At 38.4% G+C, this 20,300-nt stretch carries 17 protein-coding genes and 1 tRNA gene; 12 read left to right on the top strand and 6 right to left on the bottom strand.

The annotated features are described in order from the left end of the window. Positions 1–21 precede the first annotated feature (21 nt). Positions 22–423 (top strand): DoxX family protein, encoded by a 402-nt coding sequence (locus tag AC1DDK_RS01640; RefSeq protein ID WP_172660538.1) that lies wholly within the window; start codon positions 22–24, stop codon positions 421–423. Here AC1DDK_RS01640 and AC1DDK_RS01635 read toward each other — a convergent pair. The 5 genes from AC1DDK_RS01635 to AC1DDK_RS01615 form a co-directional block, all read right to left on the bottom strand. After that, on the bottom strand, positions 415–1,581 hold the full coding sequence (locus AC1DDK_RS01635; RefSeq protein ID WP_337715231.1) for an ABC transporter permease: 1,167 nt from the start codon (positions 1,579–1,581) through the stop codon (positions 415–417). The genes AC1DDK_RS01640 and AC1DDK_RS01635 overlap by 9 nt on opposite strands. Next, positions 1,550–2,734, bottom strand: coding sequence for an ABC transporter permease (locus AC1DDK_RS01630; RefSeq protein ID WP_337715230.1), 1,185 nt, complete (start codon positions 2,732–2,734; stop codon positions 1,550–1,552). The genes AC1DDK_RS01635 and AC1DDK_RS01630 overlap by 32 nt, the downstream gene beginning before the upstream one ends. Next, positions 2,734–3,723 carry an HlyD family secretion protein gene (locus AC1DDK_RS01625; RefSeq protein WP_337715228.1) on the bottom strand — a complete coding sequence of 330 codons (990 nt, stop codon included), beginning with the start codon at positions 3,721–3,723 and terminating at the stop codon, positions 2,734–2,736. The genes AC1DDK_RS01630 and AC1DDK_RS01625 overlap by 1 nt, the downstream gene beginning before the upstream one ends. Further along, the gene (locus AC1DDK_RS01620; protein WP_337715226.1) at positions 3,723–5,183 is read right to left on the bottom strand and encodes a TolC family protein; all 1,461 of its coding nucleotides are present in this window, start codon (positions 5,181–5,183) and stop codon (positions 3,723–3,725) included. The genes AC1DDK_RS01625 and AC1DDK_RS01620 overlap by 1 nt, the downstream gene beginning before the upstream one ends. A 161-nt stretch (positions 5,184–5,344) precedes the next feature. Continuing rightward, a complete protein-coding gene (locus AC1DDK_RS01615) occupies positions 5,345–6,415 on the bottom strand; it encodes a phosphotriesterase family protein (protein WP_288880876.1) in 1,071 nt (356 codons plus the stop codon). A gap of 234 nt (positions 6,416–6,649) precedes the next feature. On the opposite strand from AC1DDK_RS01615, the gene AC1DDK_RS01610 reads away from it, so the two are divergent. The 6 genes from AC1DDK_RS01610 to gloA2 all read left to right on the top strand — a co-directional run bounded on the left by AC1DDK_RS01610 (position 6,650) and on the right by gloA2 (position 14,018). Then, positions 6,650–8,014 (top strand): hypothetical protein, encoded by a 1,365-nt coding sequence (locus AC1DDK_RS01610; protein ID WP_288880878.1) that lies wholly within the window; start codon positions 6,650–6,652, stop codon positions 8,012–8,014. A gap of 66 nt (positions 8,015–8,080) precedes the next feature. Beyond that, the gene (locus AC1DDK_RS01605) at positions 8,081–10,669 is read left to right on the top strand and encodes a phosphatidylglycerol lysyltransferase domain-containing protein (RefSeq protein ID WP_477633778.1); all 2,589 of its coding nucleotides are present in this window, start codon (positions 8,081–8,083) and stop codon (positions 10,667–10,669) included. 9 nt (positions 10,670–10,678) lie between these two features. Next, positions 10,679–12,109, top strand: a complete 1,431-nt coding sequence (locus tag AC1DDK_RS01600; protein ID WP_288880882.1) for an AcvB/VirJ family lysyl-phosphatidylglycerol hydrolase — start codon at positions 10,679–10,681, stop codon at positions 12,107–12,109. A 57-nt stretch (positions 12,110–12,166) separates the two neighbouring features. Further along, a complete protein-coding gene (locus AC1DDK_RS01595) occupies positions 12,167–12,598 on the top strand; it encodes a DUF2147 domain-containing protein (protein ID WP_477633777.1) in 432 nt (143 codons plus the stop codon). Beyond that, complete coding sequence (locus AC1DDK_RS01590; protein ID WP_477611740.1) at positions 12,598–13,620, top strand: WD40/YVTN/BNR-like repeat-containing protein; 1,023 nt, start codon at positions 12,598–12,600, stop codon at positions 13,618–13,620. The genes AC1DDK_RS01595 and AC1DDK_RS01590 overlap by 1 nt, the downstream gene beginning before the upstream one ends. Before the next feature lie 14 nt (positions 13,621–13,634). Then, the gene (gene gloA2, locus AC1DDK_RS01585) at positions 13,635–14,018 is read left to right on the top strand and encodes an SMU1112c/YaeR family gloxylase I-like metalloprotein (RefSeq protein WP_477633776.1); all 384 of its coding nucleotides are present in this window, start codon (positions 13,635–13,637) and stop codon (positions 14,016–14,018) included. Positions 14,019–14,267: 249 nt separating this feature from the next. On the opposite strand, the gene AC1DDK_RS01580 is transcribed toward gloA2, so the two are convergent. Continuing rightward, positions 14,268–14,341, bottom strand: a tRNA-Cys gene (locus tag AC1DDK_RS01580). A 250-nt stretch (positions 14,342–14,591) separates the two neighbouring features. Between AC1DDK_RS01580 and AC1DDK_RS01575 the strand changes: the two genes are divergently transcribed. The 5 genes from AC1DDK_RS01575 (at position 14,592) to kdpA (ending at position 20,295) form a co-directional block, all read left to right on the top strand. Further along, positions 14,592–15,551: a zinc-binding metallopeptidase family protein gene (locus AC1DDK_RS01575; protein WP_216854362.1), complete on the top strand. Its 960-nt coding sequence runs from the start codon at positions 14,592–14,594 to the stop codon at positions 15,549–15,551. Positions 15,552–15,571: 20 nt separating this feature from the next. Further along, on the top strand, positions 15,572–16,909 hold the full coding sequence (locus AC1DDK_RS01570; protein ID WP_172660526.1) for a sigma-54-dependent transcriptional regulator: 1,338 nt from the start codon (positions 15,572–15,574) through the stop codon (positions 16,907–16,909). A gap of 185 nt (positions 16,910–17,094) precedes the next feature. Beyond that, positions 17,095–18,201 carry a M20/M25/M40 family metallo-hydrolase gene (locus AC1DDK_RS01565; protein WP_172660525.1) on the top strand — a complete coding sequence of 369 codons (1,107 nt, stop codon included), beginning with the start codon at positions 17,095–17,097 and terminating at the stop codon, positions 18,199–18,201. A 288-nt stretch (positions 18,202–18,489) separates the two neighbouring features. Next, positions 18,490–18,567 carry a potassium-transporting ATPase subunit F gene (locus AC1DDK_RS01560; RefSeq protein WP_084498241.1) on the top strand — a complete coding sequence of 26 codons (78 nt, stop codon included), beginning with the start codon at positions 18,490–18,492 and terminating at the stop codon, positions 18,565–18,567. Positions 18,568–18,576: 9 nt separating this feature from the next. Further along, on the top strand, positions 18,577–20,295 hold the full coding sequence (gene kdpA, locus AC1DDK_RS01555) for a potassium-transporting ATPase subunit KdpA (protein ID WP_172660524.1): 1,719 nt from the start codon (positions 18,577–18,579) through the stop codon (positions 20,293–20,295). Positions 20,296–20,300: the final 5 nt, after the last annotated feature.

The raw sequence follows: 20,300 nt of genomic DNA, 5'->3' as shown, positions 1-20,300 counted from the left end.
TTATAGAAACCAATCATCAAAATGAAATCATTTCCTTTCATCTCTTTAAATCAAAGTCTGGGGCTCTTACGGGTATTTACTTGTTTGTTGTTCCTTGCACATGCCGTAGTTCGTATAACCGGTGGAACTATTGAGCGGTTCGGTGGCTTTCTTAACGGCAAAGGCTTTGTATACGGAACCGCTTTTGTTTGGGGAATTACTGCATTTGAAATCATAGGAGGACTATTGCTCCTTGCCGGGTATTTCAGAAAATGGATTTCAATAGGATTTATCATAATGCTTGCAATTGGCATTATAATCATACATGCAGAAAATGGTTGGTTTGTTGGCGAACATGGATCAGGGGGGATCGAATACAGCGCAATATTGATCGTTTGCTTTATTGTAATTGCGGCTGATGAATCAAAAAGCAAGTTAAGCTGATAAAAGATTCTTTTTTAACATATTCAACCTGATGTAGGCAATAACACTATAAAAACACCAAAGCAAAATTAAATGTATTAATGCTGAAGGATTTGCTGATAAACTCGCTCCCGACTGAACTATTGAGGAATAGATTTGAATAAATGGTGTTGTAGGTAATAGTTTTGATAGCCATTGAACAGCTAAGGGTAAGGATTCGAATGGCCATGAGTATCCCGTGATCAGAAAAATCGGATAAGTAGAAAAAGCCATCATTTGCAGGCAGAGCAATTGCGATTTAAACAGCGATCCAATAAATTGAGCCATAGGAATAAGCGTAAGAATAAACAGTATCAATAAGACACTCAATTCGAAACCATTGCCGCGCATCGGTAAATTGAGCAGGTTATAGTTTACATTCAAAAAGAAAAAAGCATAAGCTGAAAATAGAAACAGATAAAATAATCCTTTCCCCCAGATACCGGTAGATATTCCTCCCCTTAGCCACTCCCCAATACGTGAATGTTGTCGCTCTCCGGCCACACTTTCAGATAAACCTATCAGTAAGGTTTGTTGTAAAATTAATGCCAGTAGTCCAGGGAGCAGGAATGCACCATAGCTTGATCTTTCGTTAAACATTGGCCTGTAATCTAAATTCACGGGCAGTACGTTTTGCATGGCTATGGTGGAGCTCATGCCTTCGCTTTTTTGGAAATACTGTAAGCGTACACCTGCACCAATGGTAAGGCATATTTGCTGCACGTTCATTAGGATATCGCTTGAGGGCAGGAACCGGGCTGCATTTACGGCAAGTACCACATTGCTCTGCTTTAAGGTTAGTAAATTTGATTCTGTACCTTTTGGAATATAAAAATACCCCTGACAGTTTCCACGGTACATTTGCTCTTTGGCCTCTTCAAGATTAGGGAAATGAATTAATTCAACAATAGGAGAGTTATCAATATTTTGTTGGAGCAACCTTGATAGCCTTGAATGATCATCATCAACAACAGCAAGCTTTACATTTTGCTCTTCTTTATTAATGTAGATGCTTCCATAAAAAAACGCATAAAGCAACGGCGCAATCAAGAGGGTCAGGAGCAAGCTATGGTCCTTCGCCACAAGGGCGGCCTCTCTTAAAAAGAGCTTAATTATGGACTGCCCTGATTGCTTTTTCATCTTTACTGGTATTAAACTGACGTTGAAATAAAAGAATTGCAGTTGGGAACATCACTGCGCAAAACAATAAAAGCTTATTTAAATCTGCCTGTGCATAATGCAATGGTAAATTCATATAATAAACCTTAAAAAAGGCATCCAGAAATGGTGTGTAAGGCATAATGGTAGCATAGTATTGATCGTACCATGGCATGGCCCATCTTGGAAATGTAAATCCACTAAAAACAAAAGCCGGAGAAGTATAAAATAAAGCGGTATCACCCGAGAGCATTACATCTTTAAATAAAGCTGAAATAAAGAGACCAATTCCAATGCATGCTAATGAGAGTAGTGTATAAATAACAAAGAATTTGCCAGTGGCAGCTGAAATTCCAATATCGAAAAAGGGAAATACAACAAAAGCAATAAGTATAAAATTAACCCAGCTTATTACAAGGTGGGCAATGGTTTTAGCTGTAATTACGGTCAAGGCCGAACCCTTTGACAATTCATACAGCTCCTGCATTGTTTCAGTTTTCCATTCATAATTCAGGGCAAGCATACTGCTTACGATTAGTATCATTTGTATGCCCACGGTTATTAATCCGGGCACCAGATACTCCTGGTAATTGTAACTTGCATTATAGAGCTGATAAGAATTCAGTTTAATTGGATTGGCGAGCGCCATCGCCTGATCGGCTTTCATTCCTGTTTTTATCAGCTTCTTTAAAATTACACCCGAACTCCCGGTAATTACAACTTCGGCCACGGCCTTATATACCATTTTTGCTGGTACCAGAGACGCTGCATTGGTATACAGCGTTACATTAACCGGGTGTCTGCTGTAAATGTCTTTCTGCATGTTTACAGGGAAATGTATGGCTCCAAGTATTTTGCCCTGCTGTATTAGTCTTTCAACCTCGGCCTCACTGCTAACTCTTCTTGTAATGTTTAACGCTTCTCTTTGTTCCAGTAAAAAAGTAAGCTGTCGGCTAACTGGACTTTGGTCGTCATCCCATATGGCAAATGATAAATGTTTAGCTTCTTCTTTTTGGTAAATCACCGCATAGAATGAAAACAGAAGCACGGGAACAACCAGCATAACCAGGTAAAATACCTTTAAGCTGAGAATTCGCTTCCATTCCCTAATGATGATATGGCCAAAACGATTCATTAAGGCAGAATTAATGATGCAGTCATACCGGAACGTAGTCCTTTTACCCGTGATTGGTTTTCGGGCTTAAGCTCTATGGTAAAGGTTCTAAGTTCAAACTGCCCCTTATCTTTTGATGGTACCCAATTGGCAAATTCCAGTGTTGGCGATATTGAGGTTACTTTTACAGGGAAGATTTCAGGTTCGCATCCCGGTACTTTTACAGATGCAACCGCTCCTAATTTCAATAAGTTGGCTTTGTCCTGCCTGATGTTGAACCGTAAAAGTGTCGAATTCTTTTTTTCAATGGTCATCATAGGATAGCCTATTGATACGATCTCACCCTGATGGGTAACCAAACTCGAAATAACTCCATCTGCAGGAGCATAAACTTTGGTGTTATCTCCAAGAGCCTTTGTAAGCTCGTATGCCTGCTCTGCCTGTTTTACAATAGCATTAGCGGTTTTAAGCAGCTCGGGCCTTGTCCCTTCTTTCAGCATTTTTAAGTTCAGCTCTGCAGTTTCCATTTCTTTTTTAGCTGCCTGATATCTGAAATAGAATACATCTTTCTCTTGCCCTGATATCACATCAGCATTGTATAAACGTTCCATACGCTGATAAGTGGTGTTAAAAAGGTTGTACTGTTCCTGACTGATCTGATACAGCTTAGAAGTTGCTTCAATTAGCTCTGGTCTGGCGCCGTGGGTTAATAACTCTTGTTGACCTTTAGCTGCATCAATAGCTGAAAGTGCTTGGGCCTTAATGGCATCTATTTCGTTTGAACGTAATATGGCAACTAACTGTCCGCTTTTTACCGTATCTCCCTGCTCAACAAGCAGTGAATCCAATCTGCCCGGAAATTCTGCTGCTACGTCAACACTAGATGCGTCAACCATCCCAACAAAGTTGTTTTCATCTTCCTTGTTTCCCGCCAGAAAGAAAAATAAAGCAATAATTACTACCACTATAGGAATGAGCAGTGCCCAATAGTTTTTTAGAATGTTTTTCATCACTTAATGTATTGAGTTATTTGCTGTGGTTTACCTAGACTGTTGAAATATTCTGCTGCGGCTAAATAGTATCCAAACACTGCGGTATGGTAGCCTTTTTCAATTTCTGTTTCTATTAATAAAGCATCATTTACATCTTTTGGAGAGGAGAGTTGGTTTCTCATCCGTTCTGTGATCAGGCGGCTCGTGGTATGGGCATCCTTTCTTGCATTATCTAGTGATGCCACCTCATTTTGAAGAGATTTCATCTTGTTTCTGGCAACTGTAGATAAGACCTGTATTCCCAGACTTGCATTCTTCTCAGCAAGTTTTGCTTCTTCAATCAATTGTCTGGCTGCCAGTGTTCTTTTTCTTGTTTGTCCATTAAAAAGCGTCCATTGTAATTCTACACCAACAAACCAGTCGGGCATAAGTAGGGGCAGGTCTCTTTGATATAAATTATAATTCCCAATGGCAAAAATGTTGGGTAAAGAAAATGAACTGCTGATCTTTTCGGCTGTTTTAGCATACGAGATCTTACTGCCGGCCATTTTATATACAGGATTTGATTCCCAAAAATCGCCCTCAGGTTTAAATGGCTCAATAACTGCATATGTCAGCGTATCTGTAATTATTATTGCAGAGTCTAACGGGACGCCAAGTAGCTTGTTAAGTTCAATATAGGCATTTTGCTGCTCCAGCTTGATGTTATTGAAATGGCTTTCGGCCTGTGTTAGTATTACATTTGTCCAGCTTTTCTGATAAGGCGCAAGGATTTGGTTTTTCACCAGTTCCTGGGCATAATTGTTGTTTTTGGTTAGCGCATCAACCATTATCTGCTGCTTATTGAACAGGGTATTTAAATATAAAATGCGCAGGTATTGTGCTGCAATCAAAAAATCGACTTCTTTATTTACCAGATCAACGTTGATATCTGCAGAATTTACAAGGGATTGAGCCAGGTTACTGGCAGCATCAAGTTTGTTTCCCAGAAAAATGGGTTGCCTTACACCTAAGCCGGCTACAAAATAAGATTGCTTACTTAAACTCGGATTATAGTTGGGATAAACGCTCCCGATAATATTTTTGGAAGCATTATATATCCGGTCTTGTGCGGCTTGCGACAAATCATTGCCGGTAACCTCTTTAAATACTTCATTTGCAGCATTAACACTTTGCTTTGAAGAACCCTCTACAATACCATCTTTTACTGTCTGCAAATTTACCGTTAATGGGCTGCTAAGGTAAGTATAGCTAGATAGCAGGTCTACTTTGGGCAAGTAGCTTTTCTTCTCGGCCTGCAAATTATACTGACTGGATAGCAGTGCAGATTTTGCTTGTCTGAGCGTCATGTTATGATCCCGGGCGAGATTAAAACATGTTTCAAGAGAGGTCGTTTGGCCGTTTGCTGTAACAACAAAAATTGCCAGTATCATGAGTAGTAAGTACCACTTAAGATGGTTTGTTGGTTTGTTTCTCATCGATCCAGGTTAATGAGTACTATAACTTTAAACTTTACATGGCTTACGTGTTGAATAAAGTTGATCTTATCTATCAACTCTCTCCAGGCTAATAAAGTTTTAAAAATTTACATTAAATTTTCGATTTATGAAACTTAATAATGATAATTGGCGCTTAAAGTTTAACCCTGACGGCAAACCTTTATCTGAAAAGCATTTGCCGGATTACCTACTGTCATCATTTTAAACTCATCCCGTGTAATCCCCAATTCAAATAAGGAAGGTTTTAATACTCCAAAAATGGTGTTATAAGGTATTGAGTTGCCATTTTTAAAAGCGTTGAAAGCAGCTTTGCCGCCTTCTTCTGTAACGGCAAAACCATCGTCATGAGAAATCAATACTTTATGTAGCAGGCCTTCACCTTTTAATCTGTAAATATGATTTCGATATTGAACAATCGAGTCCCTGTCTTCATTAATGCCATCTAAACTAATCCAGCAACCTTTTTTTGCCAGTTCAACGTGGAAAAATCCTGTTGGATCATTTTGTGCATGTACCCAGATTAGAGCTTCCGGACTTACCCCTGCTTTAATAAGGATTTCGACTTCCTGGCGCGCAGCGGCACCATTTCCTGTATGTATGGCTATTTTTAAACCACTTTTTAGATGGGCAATTGCTGCGGCTTTAATTAATTTTTCTTCAATAGGTTTCAGTGGTGCACTATCTACTCCAAGTTTTATAAAACCAGGGCGGATATCGGTTCCATCGATTCCATTCTCCCATTCTTTTAGCCATCTGGTAGCTAACTCTTCACTGGTTTCTGTAAAGGCGTGGTTGGGTAGATATTTATGTCCTACTGCTGCGTAATAGCCTGTATTKGTTATAATGTTAATGCCACTGGCTTTTGAAAGTAATCTTAGTAATTCTACATTTCTGCCGATATGTGCAGGAGTACACTCAATAATGGTGGTGACGCCAGATTTTTTAGCAGCTTTTAAATAGGGAAGCAACAGGTTTGCTGTTACTTCATTATCGTATTCGGGACGCGTATCAGGTTCTGCGCCTTTAAAATCGGTAATAATGTGTTCATGTGATAAGGTAAGGCCCATTGAATTTGTCTCAATTTTGCCATTCACAGTCATTACAAAACCTTTTTCAGCTCCAGATGATTCTGCTGCAAGCGCTAGAAAACTCGGATATAAACTGATAAAACCTGCAAAACAGGAAAGAGATATAAACTGACGTCGCTCCATATACAAAAATAATTTAATTACCGGTATTTTTATGTAGTTAGTAGGGCTATGCTTTACCTATGGCTCAGGAATGCTTAAGGTTAGCCCAGAAGCAGAGCAAATGCACCTTTGTCTTTTTTCCACCCTTTAAAAGTGAATTATGCTACAATTTGAATTGTATCTGGTTTTATTGCATCTTTATTAAGCTGTTAAGCATACCTTTTACTTTATTTGAGATATTATAAATTTGTTTTAATGAGCAAACAAAAGACGAATTCCGGGCTTTTATTAAAATTAACAATTGGTTTTGTTGGTATAGCATTATTTGTGTCTTTAACAGGTGTAAAAACGCCTTCAACGCAAAATCCAATAATTGCTCAAACGGCTGTTAAATCAGTTGATTTTCTCAATAGCATTGGCGTAAACTCAGCGATCTCGAAGCGGGGAGAATCTTTGGACAAGACTATCGAGCTAATGAAGTATACAGGCATCAGATGGATTCGTGCAGGTTATGAAGGAGATATTCCTGAGGCAGATTTCATTAAACTCCATAAAGAGACAGGTGTTAGATTTAGCTACGGTCTGTTAAGTGGCGGAACTGACATTAAAAGGTTGTTAGCGGGAGCCAGAAAGCTCGATGCAGTAGGAGCCCTGCTGGCTTTTGAAGGTTCTAACGAACCAAACAACTGGGGGTTTAAATATAAAGGGGCAGAGGGCGGAAAGAACTTAACCTGGTTGCCGGTTGCTCAATTACAAAAGGATTTATATGATGCAGTTAAAAGTGACAAAACATTGAAAAAGTATCCGGTATGGGATCTTTGTGAAAATGGAGCACAAACTGATAATGTAGGATTACAATTTCTTAAAATACCAAAAGGGGCTGGCACATCAATGCCTGATGGAACTAAATATGCTGATTTTGCAACATGTCATAATTATTTCTCACATCCTTCCCATCCGGGACTGTACGATAACCAAACATGGAATGCTGCCGATCCGGGGCCACTGTGTAAGGTTGACGGGCTCTATGGCAATTATGGAAAAACCTGGAGAGGAAAACATAAGGGATATACCGAAAACGAACTTTTAACATTACCGCGGGTTACAACTGAAACAGGGGGAACGCTAACTGATGAAATAACTGAAGAGAAGCAAGCCCGACTTTACCTGAACTTATACCTGTCGCAATTCAAGAGGAACTGGAGGTATACTGCTGTTTATTTATTGCGAGACAGGGTAGATGAGGCAGGTAATCAAACTTTTGGTTTTTATAAGCCAGATTATAGCCCAAGAAAATCAGCCATATATTTACACAACTTAACTACAATTCTGGCCGACAAACCATTAAAGTTTAGCTTAGGGAAATTAGCTTTCCAAATTATTGGTCAACCTGAAACTGTGCATACGCTATTGCTCCAAAAAAGTAATGGCAGGTTTGAATTGGTAATTTGGGGAGAAAAAGCAAAGGGCACTGAAGAAATAGAAATAAAACTAAGCAAGGCATATCCTCTGGTAAAAGTTTATGATCCTACAAAGGGCACAGAAGCAGTTCAGGTTTTAAGGAATATAAAATCAGTTAAACTTAAAACCAGTGATCATCCTTTTGTTATTGAAATATAACACAGATGTTTTTCTTATATTTATAAAGTAAAAAAACTTTCTTTGCTACTCTAATTATCCCAATTAATGAAGCGCTTCAAATTTTTTGTGCCTTTTATCCGCGAGAACGGAAAGATTATTTCCAGTTATATTTTTACTMTTTTTTTTATTGGTCTTGCTATTTGGTTTATTAAACAGGAGCGGGGCGAAATACATCATGTAAAGCAGTTGCTAATAACAGCAAAATGGTGGTGGTTAAGTGCAGGGATGTTATTGAGCGTAGTTTATGTATTTATTCATGGAATGATGTACCGATCGTCATTTGCTGCGGTATCGAGCAAAATATCAATAGCAGATGGCACCATTCTTTTTTTAAAGCGAAACTTTGTGAGTGTTTTCTTGCCGGCTGGTGGGGTCTCATCGTTGGCTTTTTTTAGTGTGCCAATAGAAAAGAAGGGGGTAAGCAGATCACAAATTAATTTTGCCTCGTCTATATATGGTTTTGTGGGTATCTTATCGGTATTGGTAATTGCCATACCTGTATTTGTTTATGGCGTTTTAGAAGGAACTTTAGGTCAGGGAGAGTGGTTTGGTTTGTTGGCAGCCTTGCTGTTAATTGCCGGTATATATTTGTTGTACAGGTCGGTTATAAAAAAAGGAGTAGTTTATAAGCTCGTTGTTAAATATCTTCCTTCTGTTGAAGTATTTGCAGCGGAGTTTAGGGCCAATAAAATTGAACGTAAGCATTTTCTTTCAACATTCGTTTACAGCATGCTGATAGAAGTTGTTGGCATAGTTCACATCTATATTGCGATGATTGCATTAGACATGAACCCCTCTTTAATTTTTGCTACCATTAGTTACGTAGTTGCCGTTGTGTTTTTAATTATTTCTCCTTTTTTAAGAGGACTGGGTGCGGTAGAAGCCTCTATGGCTTTCATTTTAATTAGATTGGGTTACTCAAATGCAGCAGCAGTTTCAATTACATTGCTGTACCGTTTTATGGAATTTTGGATTCCACTGGTTCTCGGTGCCTTAAGCTTCCTTCTTAAAATTAACAAATTATTAATGAGAATTGTACCTGCCTTGCTGTTATTGCTGCTGGGTATTATTAATATTGTGTCCGTACTTACTCCTGCAATCCACTCGAGGCTTGCATTTCTTAAAGATTTTCTTCCTATAGAAGCAATTAGAGTGTCCAATTACTTTGTATTGCTTKCGGGATTGTTTCTGCTGGTTACAGCTGCATTTATGCTTAAAGGACTGCGAATGGCATGGTACTTTGCAGTTGCTTTGTGTATACTTTCGCTGGTAGGGCATTTAACTAAAGCAATAGATTATGAAGAAGCCGGGTTTTCGATAATTGTGCTGGTTATTTTAATAGGATCAAGAAAAGAGTATTATATAAAACACAATTCAAGATTAAGGTTTATTGGCATTCAAACTACGTTATTAAGCATCCTGGCCGTTTTGCTTTATGGTGTTATTGGATTCTATTTCCTTGATCAAAAACATTTTGATATTGACTTCAGTTGGTTGCAATCCATCAGGTATACTTTACAAAATTTTTTATTGGTGGGTAGCTCTGATTTGGTGCCTCAGGATGCGTTTGCCAGAGGCTTCCTTTTTTCAATTAATATTAGCGGATTCTTATCTATAGCCTTCTTGATTTATACACTGATCAGGCCATATATTTTGAAAATGGACACTTCAGAAGAGGAATTTGAAGCGGCTAAAGCTGATCTGGAAAAATATGGTAATTCAGCAATTGATTATTTCAAAACTTATAGAGATAAGCTGATTTATACCACAGACGAACTGGAAGGATTTATTGCCTATCGAATAGCCGGTAATTTTGCTGTGGTATTAGAGCTTCCGGTTACACTGCCAGAAAACAGACAGGGTTTTATCAAATCGTTCGACAGATATTGCATCGAAAGCGGGATGAAAAGCCTTTATTACAGGGTGTCGGAAGAAAGCCTGGACGATTTTGTTTCTTTGGGAAAAAAGCGACTTTTTCTAGGACAAGAGGGCGTGGTTGATCTGACTACTTTTTCTTTGGAAGGGGGAAGCCGAAAATCTATCAGGAATGCGCTTAAAAAAGTATCGGATCAGGGATTTCATACAAAGATCTATAATGGTCCCATTAAAGATGGTTTGCTTCAAAAACTTAAATCTGTATCTGACGAGTGGCTTAAAGAAACAGAGCGCGAAGAAATCGTGTTTTCGCAAGGTATATTTATATGGGATGAATTGAAAAATCAAACTATCATCACGGTAGAAAACACAGAAGAAAAGATTGTTGCTTTTTTAAATGTAATACCTGATTATGTAAAGGGCGAAGGAACTTACGATTTGATCAGAAAAACTGCCGATGCGCCTAACGGTGTTATTGATTTTATTATGGTAGCCTTATTTAATCACCTTAAGGAACAAAATTATACTGCAGTTAACCTGGGTTTTGCCCCTTTGTCGGGCCTTACAACACCGCACAATTTTACCGAGCGATCTATGAGATTTGCCTACGAAAAGATCCGGTCATTTTCTCATTATAAGGGACTGCGCGCATCAAAAGAGAAGTTCTCGCCGGTATGGCACAATAAGTATTTGATATATGATCAGGATTATGATCTTTTGCAGGTTCCAAATGTATTAACTAAAGTAATTAAACCTTAATAAGAGTATATGAAAAGATGCGTTGCCTTATGTTTTATGCTAATCTGCTTGTGGATAACAAAGAGTGTAGCCGGCGAAATTGATTCTGTAACGTATAAGAAGTTTGGTTTAATAACGGTATATCATCCCACCGGAACTCCAACTTCTGTTGCCTTATTCGTTTCAGGAGATGGCGGCTGGAAGAATGGAGTTATTAATATGGCAAAGAATATTGCCAATCAGGGGGCATTGGTGTTAGGTATTGATGGCAAACGTTATGGCAATTATTTATCAAAAGAATCTGCTCAATGTTTATATCCAGCAGCGGATTTTGAAGAACTGAGTCTTTTTATCCAAAAGAAATACAAACTGACCAACTATCATAAGCCAGTACTTCTGGGGTATTCATATGGGGCTGTTCTGATATACGGAATATTGGCGCAGGCACCTGCAAATACATTTAAGGGGGCTATAGCTTTAGGCTTTTGCCCAGATATTAATATTAAAAAACCTATGTGTAAAGGTGCCGGACTCACACAGCATGTTTTAAAGCCGGGGGTTTCTTACTATCTGGAGGCTACAAAAAGCTTAACTGCCCCATTTATTGTTTTAAATGGGGTGAAAGATCAGACCTGCCCATTTGATGCTACTGCAGCTTTTTTAAAGGGGATGCCAATGACTGAACTTGTAACCTTAACAAAAGTAGGTCATGGATTTTCTATCGCTAATAATTGGCTTCCTGATTTTAATACGGCATATAAAAAAGTATTGGCTGCTCCATCCTTTAATGAGCAAAAATCTGCTTATGATTTCTTTAAAACTTCGCAACCTAAGGCTTATTCCGGTGGGATGCCATTAACACTGGTTCCATCTGGTAAAAAGAATAACCTGCCATTGGTTTTTATGATCTCTGGTGATGGTGGCTGGACTAGTTTTGATCAATCTCTGGCCGAATCAATGGCATCAAAAGGACTCTCAGTAATTGGCCTTGATGCACAAAAATATTTTTGGAATGTTAAAACTCCGGAGGGTGTAACTGCAGATTTAAGCAAGGCCATCGCATATTACAAACAGGAGTTTGGAAAAGAAAACTTTGTACTTGCCGGATACTCTTTTGGCGCTTCAGTTGTTCCGTTTCTGGCAAGCAGGTTGTCAGCTGAGTTGAAGGGCGACTTAAAGGCAGTTTTTTCACTTTCTCCTGATGTGACCGCTGATTTTGAAATTCACATTGCAGACATGCTTAGCATTGGAAGCTCGAATGATAAATATGATGTAATTGCAGAAATGAAAAAGATCAAATCATTAAAACCCCTGTGTGTTTTTGGGACAGAAGAAGATGCTGATGTTAAGGATAAATTTGTGAGAAATGGCATCAAAGTAACCAGTATTCCCGGTACTCATCATTTTAATGATGATTATTCAGCGATTTCTTCCGTTCTTTTAAAGGAGCTGGCAGAGTAAGTTTTTTTCTTATTCTATGGCTGATTTGTTAACTTTAAAAAACACTAACTTATGATTATGAAATATTTTTCACTGCTGTTGCTTTTCACTGCAATATCTTTCTCTGGCTTTACGCAAAACAAGGATGCCATCCTTGGAAAATGGATCAATTCAACCGGTGAGGCTCACGTAGAAATAGCCAAAAAAGGTGATAAATACTTTGGTAAAATAGTTTGGCTCAAAGAAACAAAAGACGACAAAGGAATTGTTAAAACGGATTTGAAAAACCCTGATGMAAGCTTGAAATCAAGACCCATACTAGGATTAGAAATACTTAAAGATTTTGTTTTTGCAGGTAGTAAATGGACTGATGGGACGATATATGATCCTAAGTCGGGTAAGACCTATAGCTGCAATATGACACTTAAAGATAACGGTCAGCTAAACATGAGAGGATATGTAGGTATCTCTCTGATTGGCAGATCAGAAGTTTGGAAAAGAGTTAAATAATGAAAAAACTAATCTGGTGCCTGGTTTTTTTGCCCTTATTAGGGTTCGGACAAACCTATGAGTTAATACCCTTAACAGGAGGTACAAATACAAGCTTAAGGGGTATGTCTATTGTTTCTGATCATGTTGCCTGGGTAAGTGGTAGTAATGGCAGTATTGGGAAAACTATTGATGGAGGTGTAACCTGGGAATGGATAATGCCTGCTGGGTATGAAACCCTTGATTTTAGAGATATTGAAGCCTTTGATGCGGATAGGGCGGTAGTTGTAAATGCGGGTGCTCCTGCGTTTATTTTACTCACGAAAGATGGTGGTAAAACATGGACAGAGCATTATAAGAATGTTGATTCTGCAATTTTTCTGGATGGTATGGACTTTTGGGATGGGCAAACAGGAATGACTTTTGGTGATCCGATCAAGAACAAGATGCAGCTTCTTAGAACAAGAGACGGTGGAACCTCATGGACAGATGTTTCGGATAATTTGAAAACAAATATGGCCCCGGGTGAAGCCAGCTTTGCTGCTAGTGGATCTACTATTAAAACAATCGGTAAGGGTAAAGTATGGATTGCAACCGGTGGTGCGGTATCTAATATTTACTTTTCGAACAATTACGGATACACCTGGAAGGTTTTTAAATGTCCTATTTTACAGGGAGAAAGTAGCACCGGTCCGTTCTCTATCGCATTTTTTGACAAGAACAAAGGGGTTGTTGTTGGTGGGAATTATTTAAAAGATAAAGAGAATACCAATAATGTATTGTTGACCAATGACGGAGGACAGAGCTGGAAAAAACCTCTAAAGCCTGTAAGCGGTTTCCGTTCGGGAGTTGCTTATGTTAATTCAAAGGTTTTGCTGGCAACCGGCACATCCGGCACTGATGTATCTAAAGATGGAGGGTTGAATTGGCATAATATTTCCACCTCAAGCTTCAATGTGGTCCAAAAAGCAAAAAAGGGTAAGCTTATTCTTTTAGCGGGAAACAAGGGAGAGATTTATAAACTTACAATTGCAGCCAAGTAACACGAACTGAGAATATGATAAATAAAGTCCATCACATTGCGATAATATGTAGTGACTATGAAGTTTCGAAAGCATTTTATACTGATGTTTTAGGACTTACAATAATTAGAGAAGTATATAGAGCCGAAAGGTTATCGTACAAGCTAGATCTGGCATTAAATGGCATTTACATTATAGAACTTTTCTCTTTCCCTGATCCGGTTAAACGTCMTTCAAGACCAGAAGCTGCAGGATTAAGACATCTTGCTTTTGAAGTAGATGATCTTGATAAGGTGATTAGTGTGCTTAATAGTAAAGGTGTAGAAGCTGAACCGATCCGTGTTGATGAGTTTACTGATAAACGTTTTACTTTTATTTCTGATCCCGACCAACTCCCGATTGAATTTTATGAAAAATAATATTTTTTTTACCTCTGATACAATAAATAGAATATTTAGGCGTCTATGTATATGAGAGCGTTAATTTAGATAGCGGGGATACGGCGGATTGCTGTATCCCCGTTTCTTTTCGCAATAGTTTTTCTTTCTGATCTGGAAATACATTTCTGCTGTTAAATAGCAAAGCCAGGTCATCCAACCTGGCTGCTTTTTAAACAAAACTTAGATCTAACCAAACATCTAATGATTCAGACAATGTAGAAATTGAACTGGACGTCAAGGGCGGATTCGAACCGCCGTCAAAGGTTTTGCAGACCCTCACCTAACCACTCGGCCACATGACTATGGGACAAATATAAATAAAGTCTACTAAAACTGTAGACTTTATTTATATTTTTTTTCAAACTTTATTTTTTTATCCATGAGCCCAACCAAAACGGAATAAACCATACCATATTGGAAGACTATTTTTATTGGCTAAAAGGCAAGAAATAGGTGGTAAACGGCTTTATTTAATTACAAAGGGCATTTCTTGCTTGTAAGCTTTATATGGGCATCTCATTTGATAAAGCCGTTCATTAATCTTTTAAAAAAATGGAAAATCAAATGATATTTGTTCGTATCGCTACCGTCGCTGATATAAAACATGTTGATGAAATCGTTAAAGAAACTGAATCTTCGGCAATTGCCAGAGGATCTGGGATCGCAAAGCGCAGTCCCGAATCTATCGCCCAAAAGATAAAAGAAGGAAAAGCTGTTATTGCAGTAACCGGGGGTGGTGAATGGGTTGGGTTCTCTTATTTTGAAGTTTGGGAAAACAGCTCCTTTGTGTCTAACTCTGGTTTAATTGTAGCTCCCAAATTCAGAAATGCTGGTGTGGCTAAGGCAATTAAGGAAAGGATATTTAAAATTTCAAGAAGAATATATCCAGAGGCCAAGATATTTAGCATTACATCTGGAGCGGCAATTATGAAAATGAATTATCAACTGGGTTTTGAACCGGTAACATTTGACCAAATTACGCATGATGAACATTTTTGGGAGGGCTGTAAAAGCTGTATTAATTACAATGTTCTTGAGGGTAAAAAAAGATGCAATTGCTTATGTACAGCTATGTTATTTGATCCTCACAAAGAAAGTTTTAGCAGTTATGCTTTAACACAAGCCACTGAAAAGTGTGAGATGACTCTTGATTGTATTGCCTGTCCAAAATTAAGCCTTGCCGCAGGAGCAGAAGGCACTAATGCTATTTGCAGCGCTTTAACAGATATTTTATGGTTTTCTGAATATATATATCCAATTGAATCAGACCTTCCAGATCCAGTTAAAATGACCGTTACAAATGTAAATATGGACGGTGGACAAAACTGCAGCTCAAAAGAGTGTCGGTTCACCGTTGAAATTGTTTACGATCATAATTATACTGAAAAGGAGATTTTAAATACAATTAGAAATCATACAAGATGTAAATTTACAGTAAGGCAGGATGTTTTTAATGTTTCTATTATAGACGATTCCGTCTACGAACAGCAACTTGTCTTGAATAATTGCTAATATTGTTGAAATTATCAGCGATGCAAAACACCGTTTTAATAATAGACGACGAGAAAAAGATCTGCAGCCTGCTGGCGCGCATCATTGAATTGGAAGGCTTCAAGGTTTTTCAGGCAAATACAGGCAAAGAAGGCCTGAAAATTCTAGCTGCCCAGGATGTATATGTAGTAATTAGTGATGTAAAACTTCCGGATATTAATGGAGTTGAACTCGTAAAAGAGATCAAGAAAATAAAACCTTATACCGAGGTGATCAATCTGACTGCTTTTGGTACAATACAAGATGGTGTAATGGCAATGCGCAATGGCGCTTTTGATTATATTACTAAGGGGGATGATAATGACAAAATCATCCCCCTTGTTTATAAAGCATTAGATAAAGCCAAACTCCAGTTTAGGATTAGTGAACTGGAAAATAAAGTAGCCAGAAAATATGATTTTACGGGCATACTTGGTCAGTCTAAGGCTATTAAAGAAGCGATAGCGCTATCTGAAAAGGTTGCCGGTACAGATACTACTGTTCTTTTACTTGGCGAGACGGGTACGGGGAAAGAGGTGTTCGCACAAGCGATACATTACGAAAGTTTAAGGAAAATGAAGCCTTTCGTTGCCGTAAACTGTAGCGGATTTAATCATGAACTTTTAGAAAGTGAATTGTTTGGGCATAAAGAAGGTGCATTTACTGGAGCAGTAAGAGATAAAAAAGGTTTGCTGGAAGAAGCAAATGAAGGAACTTTGTTTCTGGATGAGATTGGAGAGATGAACCTGGATTTGCAAGCAAAATTGCTTCGCGTATTGGAAAATCAAACCTTTATAAAGGTAGGAGATACCCAAACAAGTAAAGTGAATGTCCGCATTATTGCTGCCACCAACAGAGACTTAAAAACGGAAGCAGAAAGTGGGAAGTTCAGATTAGATCTTTATTACCGCCTTTCCGTATTTTCTATTGAACTTCCACCTTTATCTCAACGGAAATCAGATATTTTACTAATCGCCAAACATTATTTAAAAGAATTTGCGAATAAAGTAAACAAGCAGGAGCTTTTAATGGGGGATGATTTTGCTGAACTACTCCTTAAGCACAACTGGAAGGGGAACATCAGAGAGCTAAAAAACGTAATTGAGCGTGTCGTTATTCTTGCCGACGGGAACTCAGTTACAGCGAATCTGCTACCTTATGAGTTTCACGCTTTAGAGCAACAGGTAGGGGAGACAGATCCAATGAAAATGGAGCAGGTTGAGAAACAGCATATTCTTAAAGTACTAACATATACCAAAGGAAATAAGACAGAGACTGCCCGCTTATTGGGGATAGGACTTACTACATTATATCGAAAAATTGAAGAATATAAAATTTAGAAACTCCCAGTTCTTCAAAATGAAATTAATCATACCATTTTGATATGGTAAATTTTATTCATTCAAGACCTGAAAAATATTTTATCGCTTATTTAAGCTAATTAACTGCATTTTTTTGATGATTTATGACTGGGGCATTCCTTTTGAATTGCCGTGTTCAACATTTAATCATAAACATCATCAATATGAACAAATTATATGACCAGGCGGTTGAACTACTGGAAAAACTAATTAAAATCCCTTCATTTAGTACAGAGGAAAAGCTAACTGCAGATTGTATTGAATCCTTCTTAAATGACCATGAAGTATTTACTATCCGTAAATACAATAACATCTGGTGTTACAATAAATACTTTGATCCCTTAAAACCCATCATTTTATTGAATTCCCATCATGATACAGTGAAACCAAATGATCAATATAATAACGATCCCTTTGTGCCGCTGATTAAAGATGGAAAACTTTATGGCTTGGGTAGTAACGATGCAGGCGGACCTTTGGTTTCACTGATTTCTGCGTTTCTTTTTTTCTATGAAAGGAAAGACCTTCCTTTTAATTTATGCCTGGCCGCAACTGCAGAAGAAGAGAATTCTGGCAGAAAAGGGATTAAGTCTATTCTGGATGATTTAATGCCTATTTCATTTGCGATTGTTGGGGAACCTACGAATATGCATATGGCGGTTGCCGAAAAAGGCTCTATGGTATTGGACTGCGTTTCGACTGGTAGGCCCGGGCATGCGGCAAGAGAAGAAGGAGATAATGCCATTTACAAAGCGCTGAAAGACATTCATTGGTTTTCAAGCTATGTTTTTCCTATTGACTCTAATCTTCCAAATCCAGTAAAAATGACTGTTACTCAGATCAATGCGGGTATACAGCATAACATTGTTCCGGGCGAATGCAGCTTTACCATTGATATCAGATTTGATCATAGTTATACAGAAAAGGAAATACTCAATACAATTAAAAATCATACCTTTTGTGATACCACGCTTCGTCCTAACGTACTCACACCATCAGCAATTGATCTTTTGCACCCCCTTGTCAGAACTGGTATTGCCATTGGCAGAAAAACATACATCTCCCCAACCAGCTCCGATCAGGGCTGGCTTGAAATGCCATCTGTTAAAATAGGCCCTGGAGATTCTGCCCGCTCTCATTCAGCTGATGAATACATTTATCTTGCAGAAATAAGTGATGGGATCACCATTTATATCAATCTTTTAGAATCTATTTTCCCATATCTTGTTAATGATTCTAGTCTGGATCAGCAATTATACACCTCCGCATGATGAAAAGTGCCATTCTAATTGATACAAAACAGACTTTTTCATTTTGATAAAAACCCTTCCATAATGGAAGGGTTTTTCTGTTCAATAATAAGATGTTAAAATATTTTTGTGTTTTATGTATCTGTAAATCAGGATTTTATGTGTTTATATCTAAGTGTGGTATATGAATTGGCTTATGCTTCTCACAAAATAAAAATATCATGCTTACAATCCTGCTTTTTTTAGCCCTGCTGATCCTCTGCTGGGTAGTTTACAAATCAATCGACTGGTTCGAAAAAATCTAAAATTATGACTGCATTATTTATTATCGCAATCGCCGTATTTATCTATATGATTTACGTGTTGATTAAACCTGAAAAATTTTAATTGTACATTATGAACACAGAATTACTTGGAATTGTTGCGACCTACCTGCTTACACTGGTCATCGCTATTCCGCTAGGCAAGTACCTGGCAAAGGTATTTGCCGGAGAAAAAGTTTGGACAGACTTTTTAAAACCTATTGAATCCGCAATCTATAAGCTTTCTGGTATTAACCCCAAAGAAGAGATGAATTGGAAGCAGCACATGAAGGCGCTGTTAACCATCAATCTTGTATGGCTTGTTTATGGATTTTTTGTTCTGATGTATCAGGACAAGCTTCCGTTGAATCCTGACGGAAACCCAGGAATGACACCCGATCTTTCTTTTAATACAATCATCAGTTTCGTGGTAAACTGTAACCTGCAGCACTATTCAGGAGAATCGGGTGTAACTTATCTTACCCAGCATTTTGTACTGATGTTTCTCCAGTTTGTTAGTGCGGCTACAGGCCTTGCTGCTGCTGTAGTTTTCTTTAAAGCTTTCAGGGATAAAACAAGCACTAAACTTGGTAACTTCTGGGAATTCTTTGTGAAATCTATTACCAGGTTATTACTTCCGTTATCATTGGTAATGGCAATTATTCTTGCCTTTAACGGTTCTCCAACAAGCTATGAAGCTAAAGATCAGTTTATTTCTGTTCAGGGAGATACAGTAAATGTTTCAAGAGGCCCTGCAGCTGCTTTTATTGCCATTAAGCACTTGGGTACTAATGGTGGTGGATGGTTTGGTGCAAACTCTACCCACCCTTTGGAAAATCCGAATTACATCACCAATACCGTTGAATTGGTTGCACAGGTAATTATTCCTATTGCAATGGTCATCGCATTTGGCATTTTCATCAGACGTAGGAGACTTGCCTGGATGATCTTTGGGGTCATGACGATTGGTATGCTACTCCTGCTGATCCCTACTGTAAGTTCCGAGCTTGGAGGAAATCCTGCCATTGCAAAAATGGGCATTTCGCAGGCTACCGGGGCTATGGAAGGCAAGGAAGTTCGTTTTGGCCCAGCCATAACCGGCTATTGGAGCACAGTAACCACCATTATCTCTACCGGTTCCGTTAACGGGATGCATGACAGTACCATGCCACTAACAGGCGCATGGCAATTACTGGGTATGATGATCAACTCTTTTTATGGAGGTTGCGGTGTTGGTGTATTGAATTATTTTATTTACCTGATCATTGCTGTATTTATTTCCGGATTGATGGTGGGAAGAACACCGGAATTCCTTGGGCATAAGGTAGAAGCCAGAGAGGTTAAGATTGCAGCATTGATCACCTTACTGAGTCCTTTTCTGATCTTGGCAGGAACGGCAATTGCCAGTTATGTATTTACGAATCACGGGGAAGCTGGATGGGCAGTACAACCTAAGAACTGGTTAAACAATCCCGGCTTCCACGGTTTCTCGGAGATGTTGTACGAAATGACCTCATCCAATGCCAATAACGGTTCTGGTTTTGAAGGTCTGGGTGACAATAATGTTTTCTGGAACGTAGCCAGTGGCTTCGTTCTATTCCTTGGTCGTTTCCTACCGATTATAGGCCCTGTTGCCATTGCAGGTTTACTAGGTTCTAAAAAATACATCCCGGAGTCTGCTGGTACCTTGAAAACAGATACTTTGACTTTCAGTCTGATGACTTTTGCAGTGATCATTGTACTGAATGCGCTTTCTTATTTCCCTGCTCTGGCTTTAGGCCCATTGGCAGAATACTTTACCATGCTTAAATAGATTAT

This window comes from Pedobacter sp. 05T44 (assembly GCF_056395985.1).
Note: the sequence above shows the minus strand (reverse complement) of the source record. Positions and strands in the feature narration are given on the sequence as shown.

Excerpts from the sequence above, each read along its gene's own strand:
- AC1DDK_RS01625 (WP_337715228.1), bottom strand. The coding sequence starts at position 3,723 with ATGAAAAACATTCTAAAAAACTATTGGGCACTGCTCATTCCTATAGTG.
- kdpA (WP_172660524.1), top strand. The coding sequence starts at position 18,577 with ATGAACACAGAATTACTTGGAATTGTTGCGACCTACCTGCTTACACTG.
- AC1DDK_RS01630 (WP_337715230.1), bottom strand. The coding sequence starts at position 2,734 with ATGAATCGTTTTGGCCATATCATCATTAGGGAATGGAAGCGAATTCTC.
- AC1DDK_RS01610 (WP_288880878.1), top strand. The coding sequence starts at position 6,650 with ATGAGCAAACAAAAGACGAATTCCGGGCTTTTATTAAAATTAACAATT.
- AC1DDK_RS01640 (WP_172660538.1), top strand. The coding sequence starts at position 22 with ATGAAATCATTTCCTTTCATCTCTTTAAATCAAAGTCTGGGGCTCTTA.
- AC1DDK_RS01570 (WP_172660526.1), top strand. The coding sequence starts at position 15,572 with ATGCAAAACACCGTTTTAATAATAGACGACGAGAAAAAGATCTGCAGC.
- AC1DDK_RS01620 (WP_337715226.1), bottom strand. The coding sequence starts at position 5,183 with ATGAGAAACAAACCAACAAACCATCTTAAGTGGTACTTACTACTCATG.
- AC1DDK_RS01590 (WP_477611740.1), top strand. The coding sequence starts at position 12,598 with ATGAAAAAACTAATCTGGTGCCTGGTTTTTTTGCCCTTATTAGGGTTC.
- AC1DDK_RS01560 (WP_084498241.1), top strand. The coding sequence starts at position 18,490 with ATGACTGCATTATTTATTATCGCAATCGCCGTATTTATCTATATGATT.
- AC1DDK_RS01600 (WP_288880882.1), top strand. The coding sequence starts at position 10,679 with ATGAAAAGATGCGTTGCCTTATGTTTTATGCTAATCTGCTTGTGGATA.
- AC1DDK_RS01635 (WP_337715231.1), bottom strand. The coding sequence starts at position 1,581 with ATGAAAAAGCAATCAGGGCAGTCCATAATTAAGCTCTTTTTAAGAGAG.
- AC1DDK_RS01565 (WP_172660525.1), top strand. The coding sequence starts at position 17,095 with ATGAACAAATTATATGACCAGGCGGTTGAACTACTGGAAAAACTAATT.
- AC1DDK_RS01575 (WP_216854362.1), top strand. The coding sequence starts at position 14,592 with ATGGAAAATCAAATGATATTTGTTCGTATCGCTACCGTCGCTGATATA.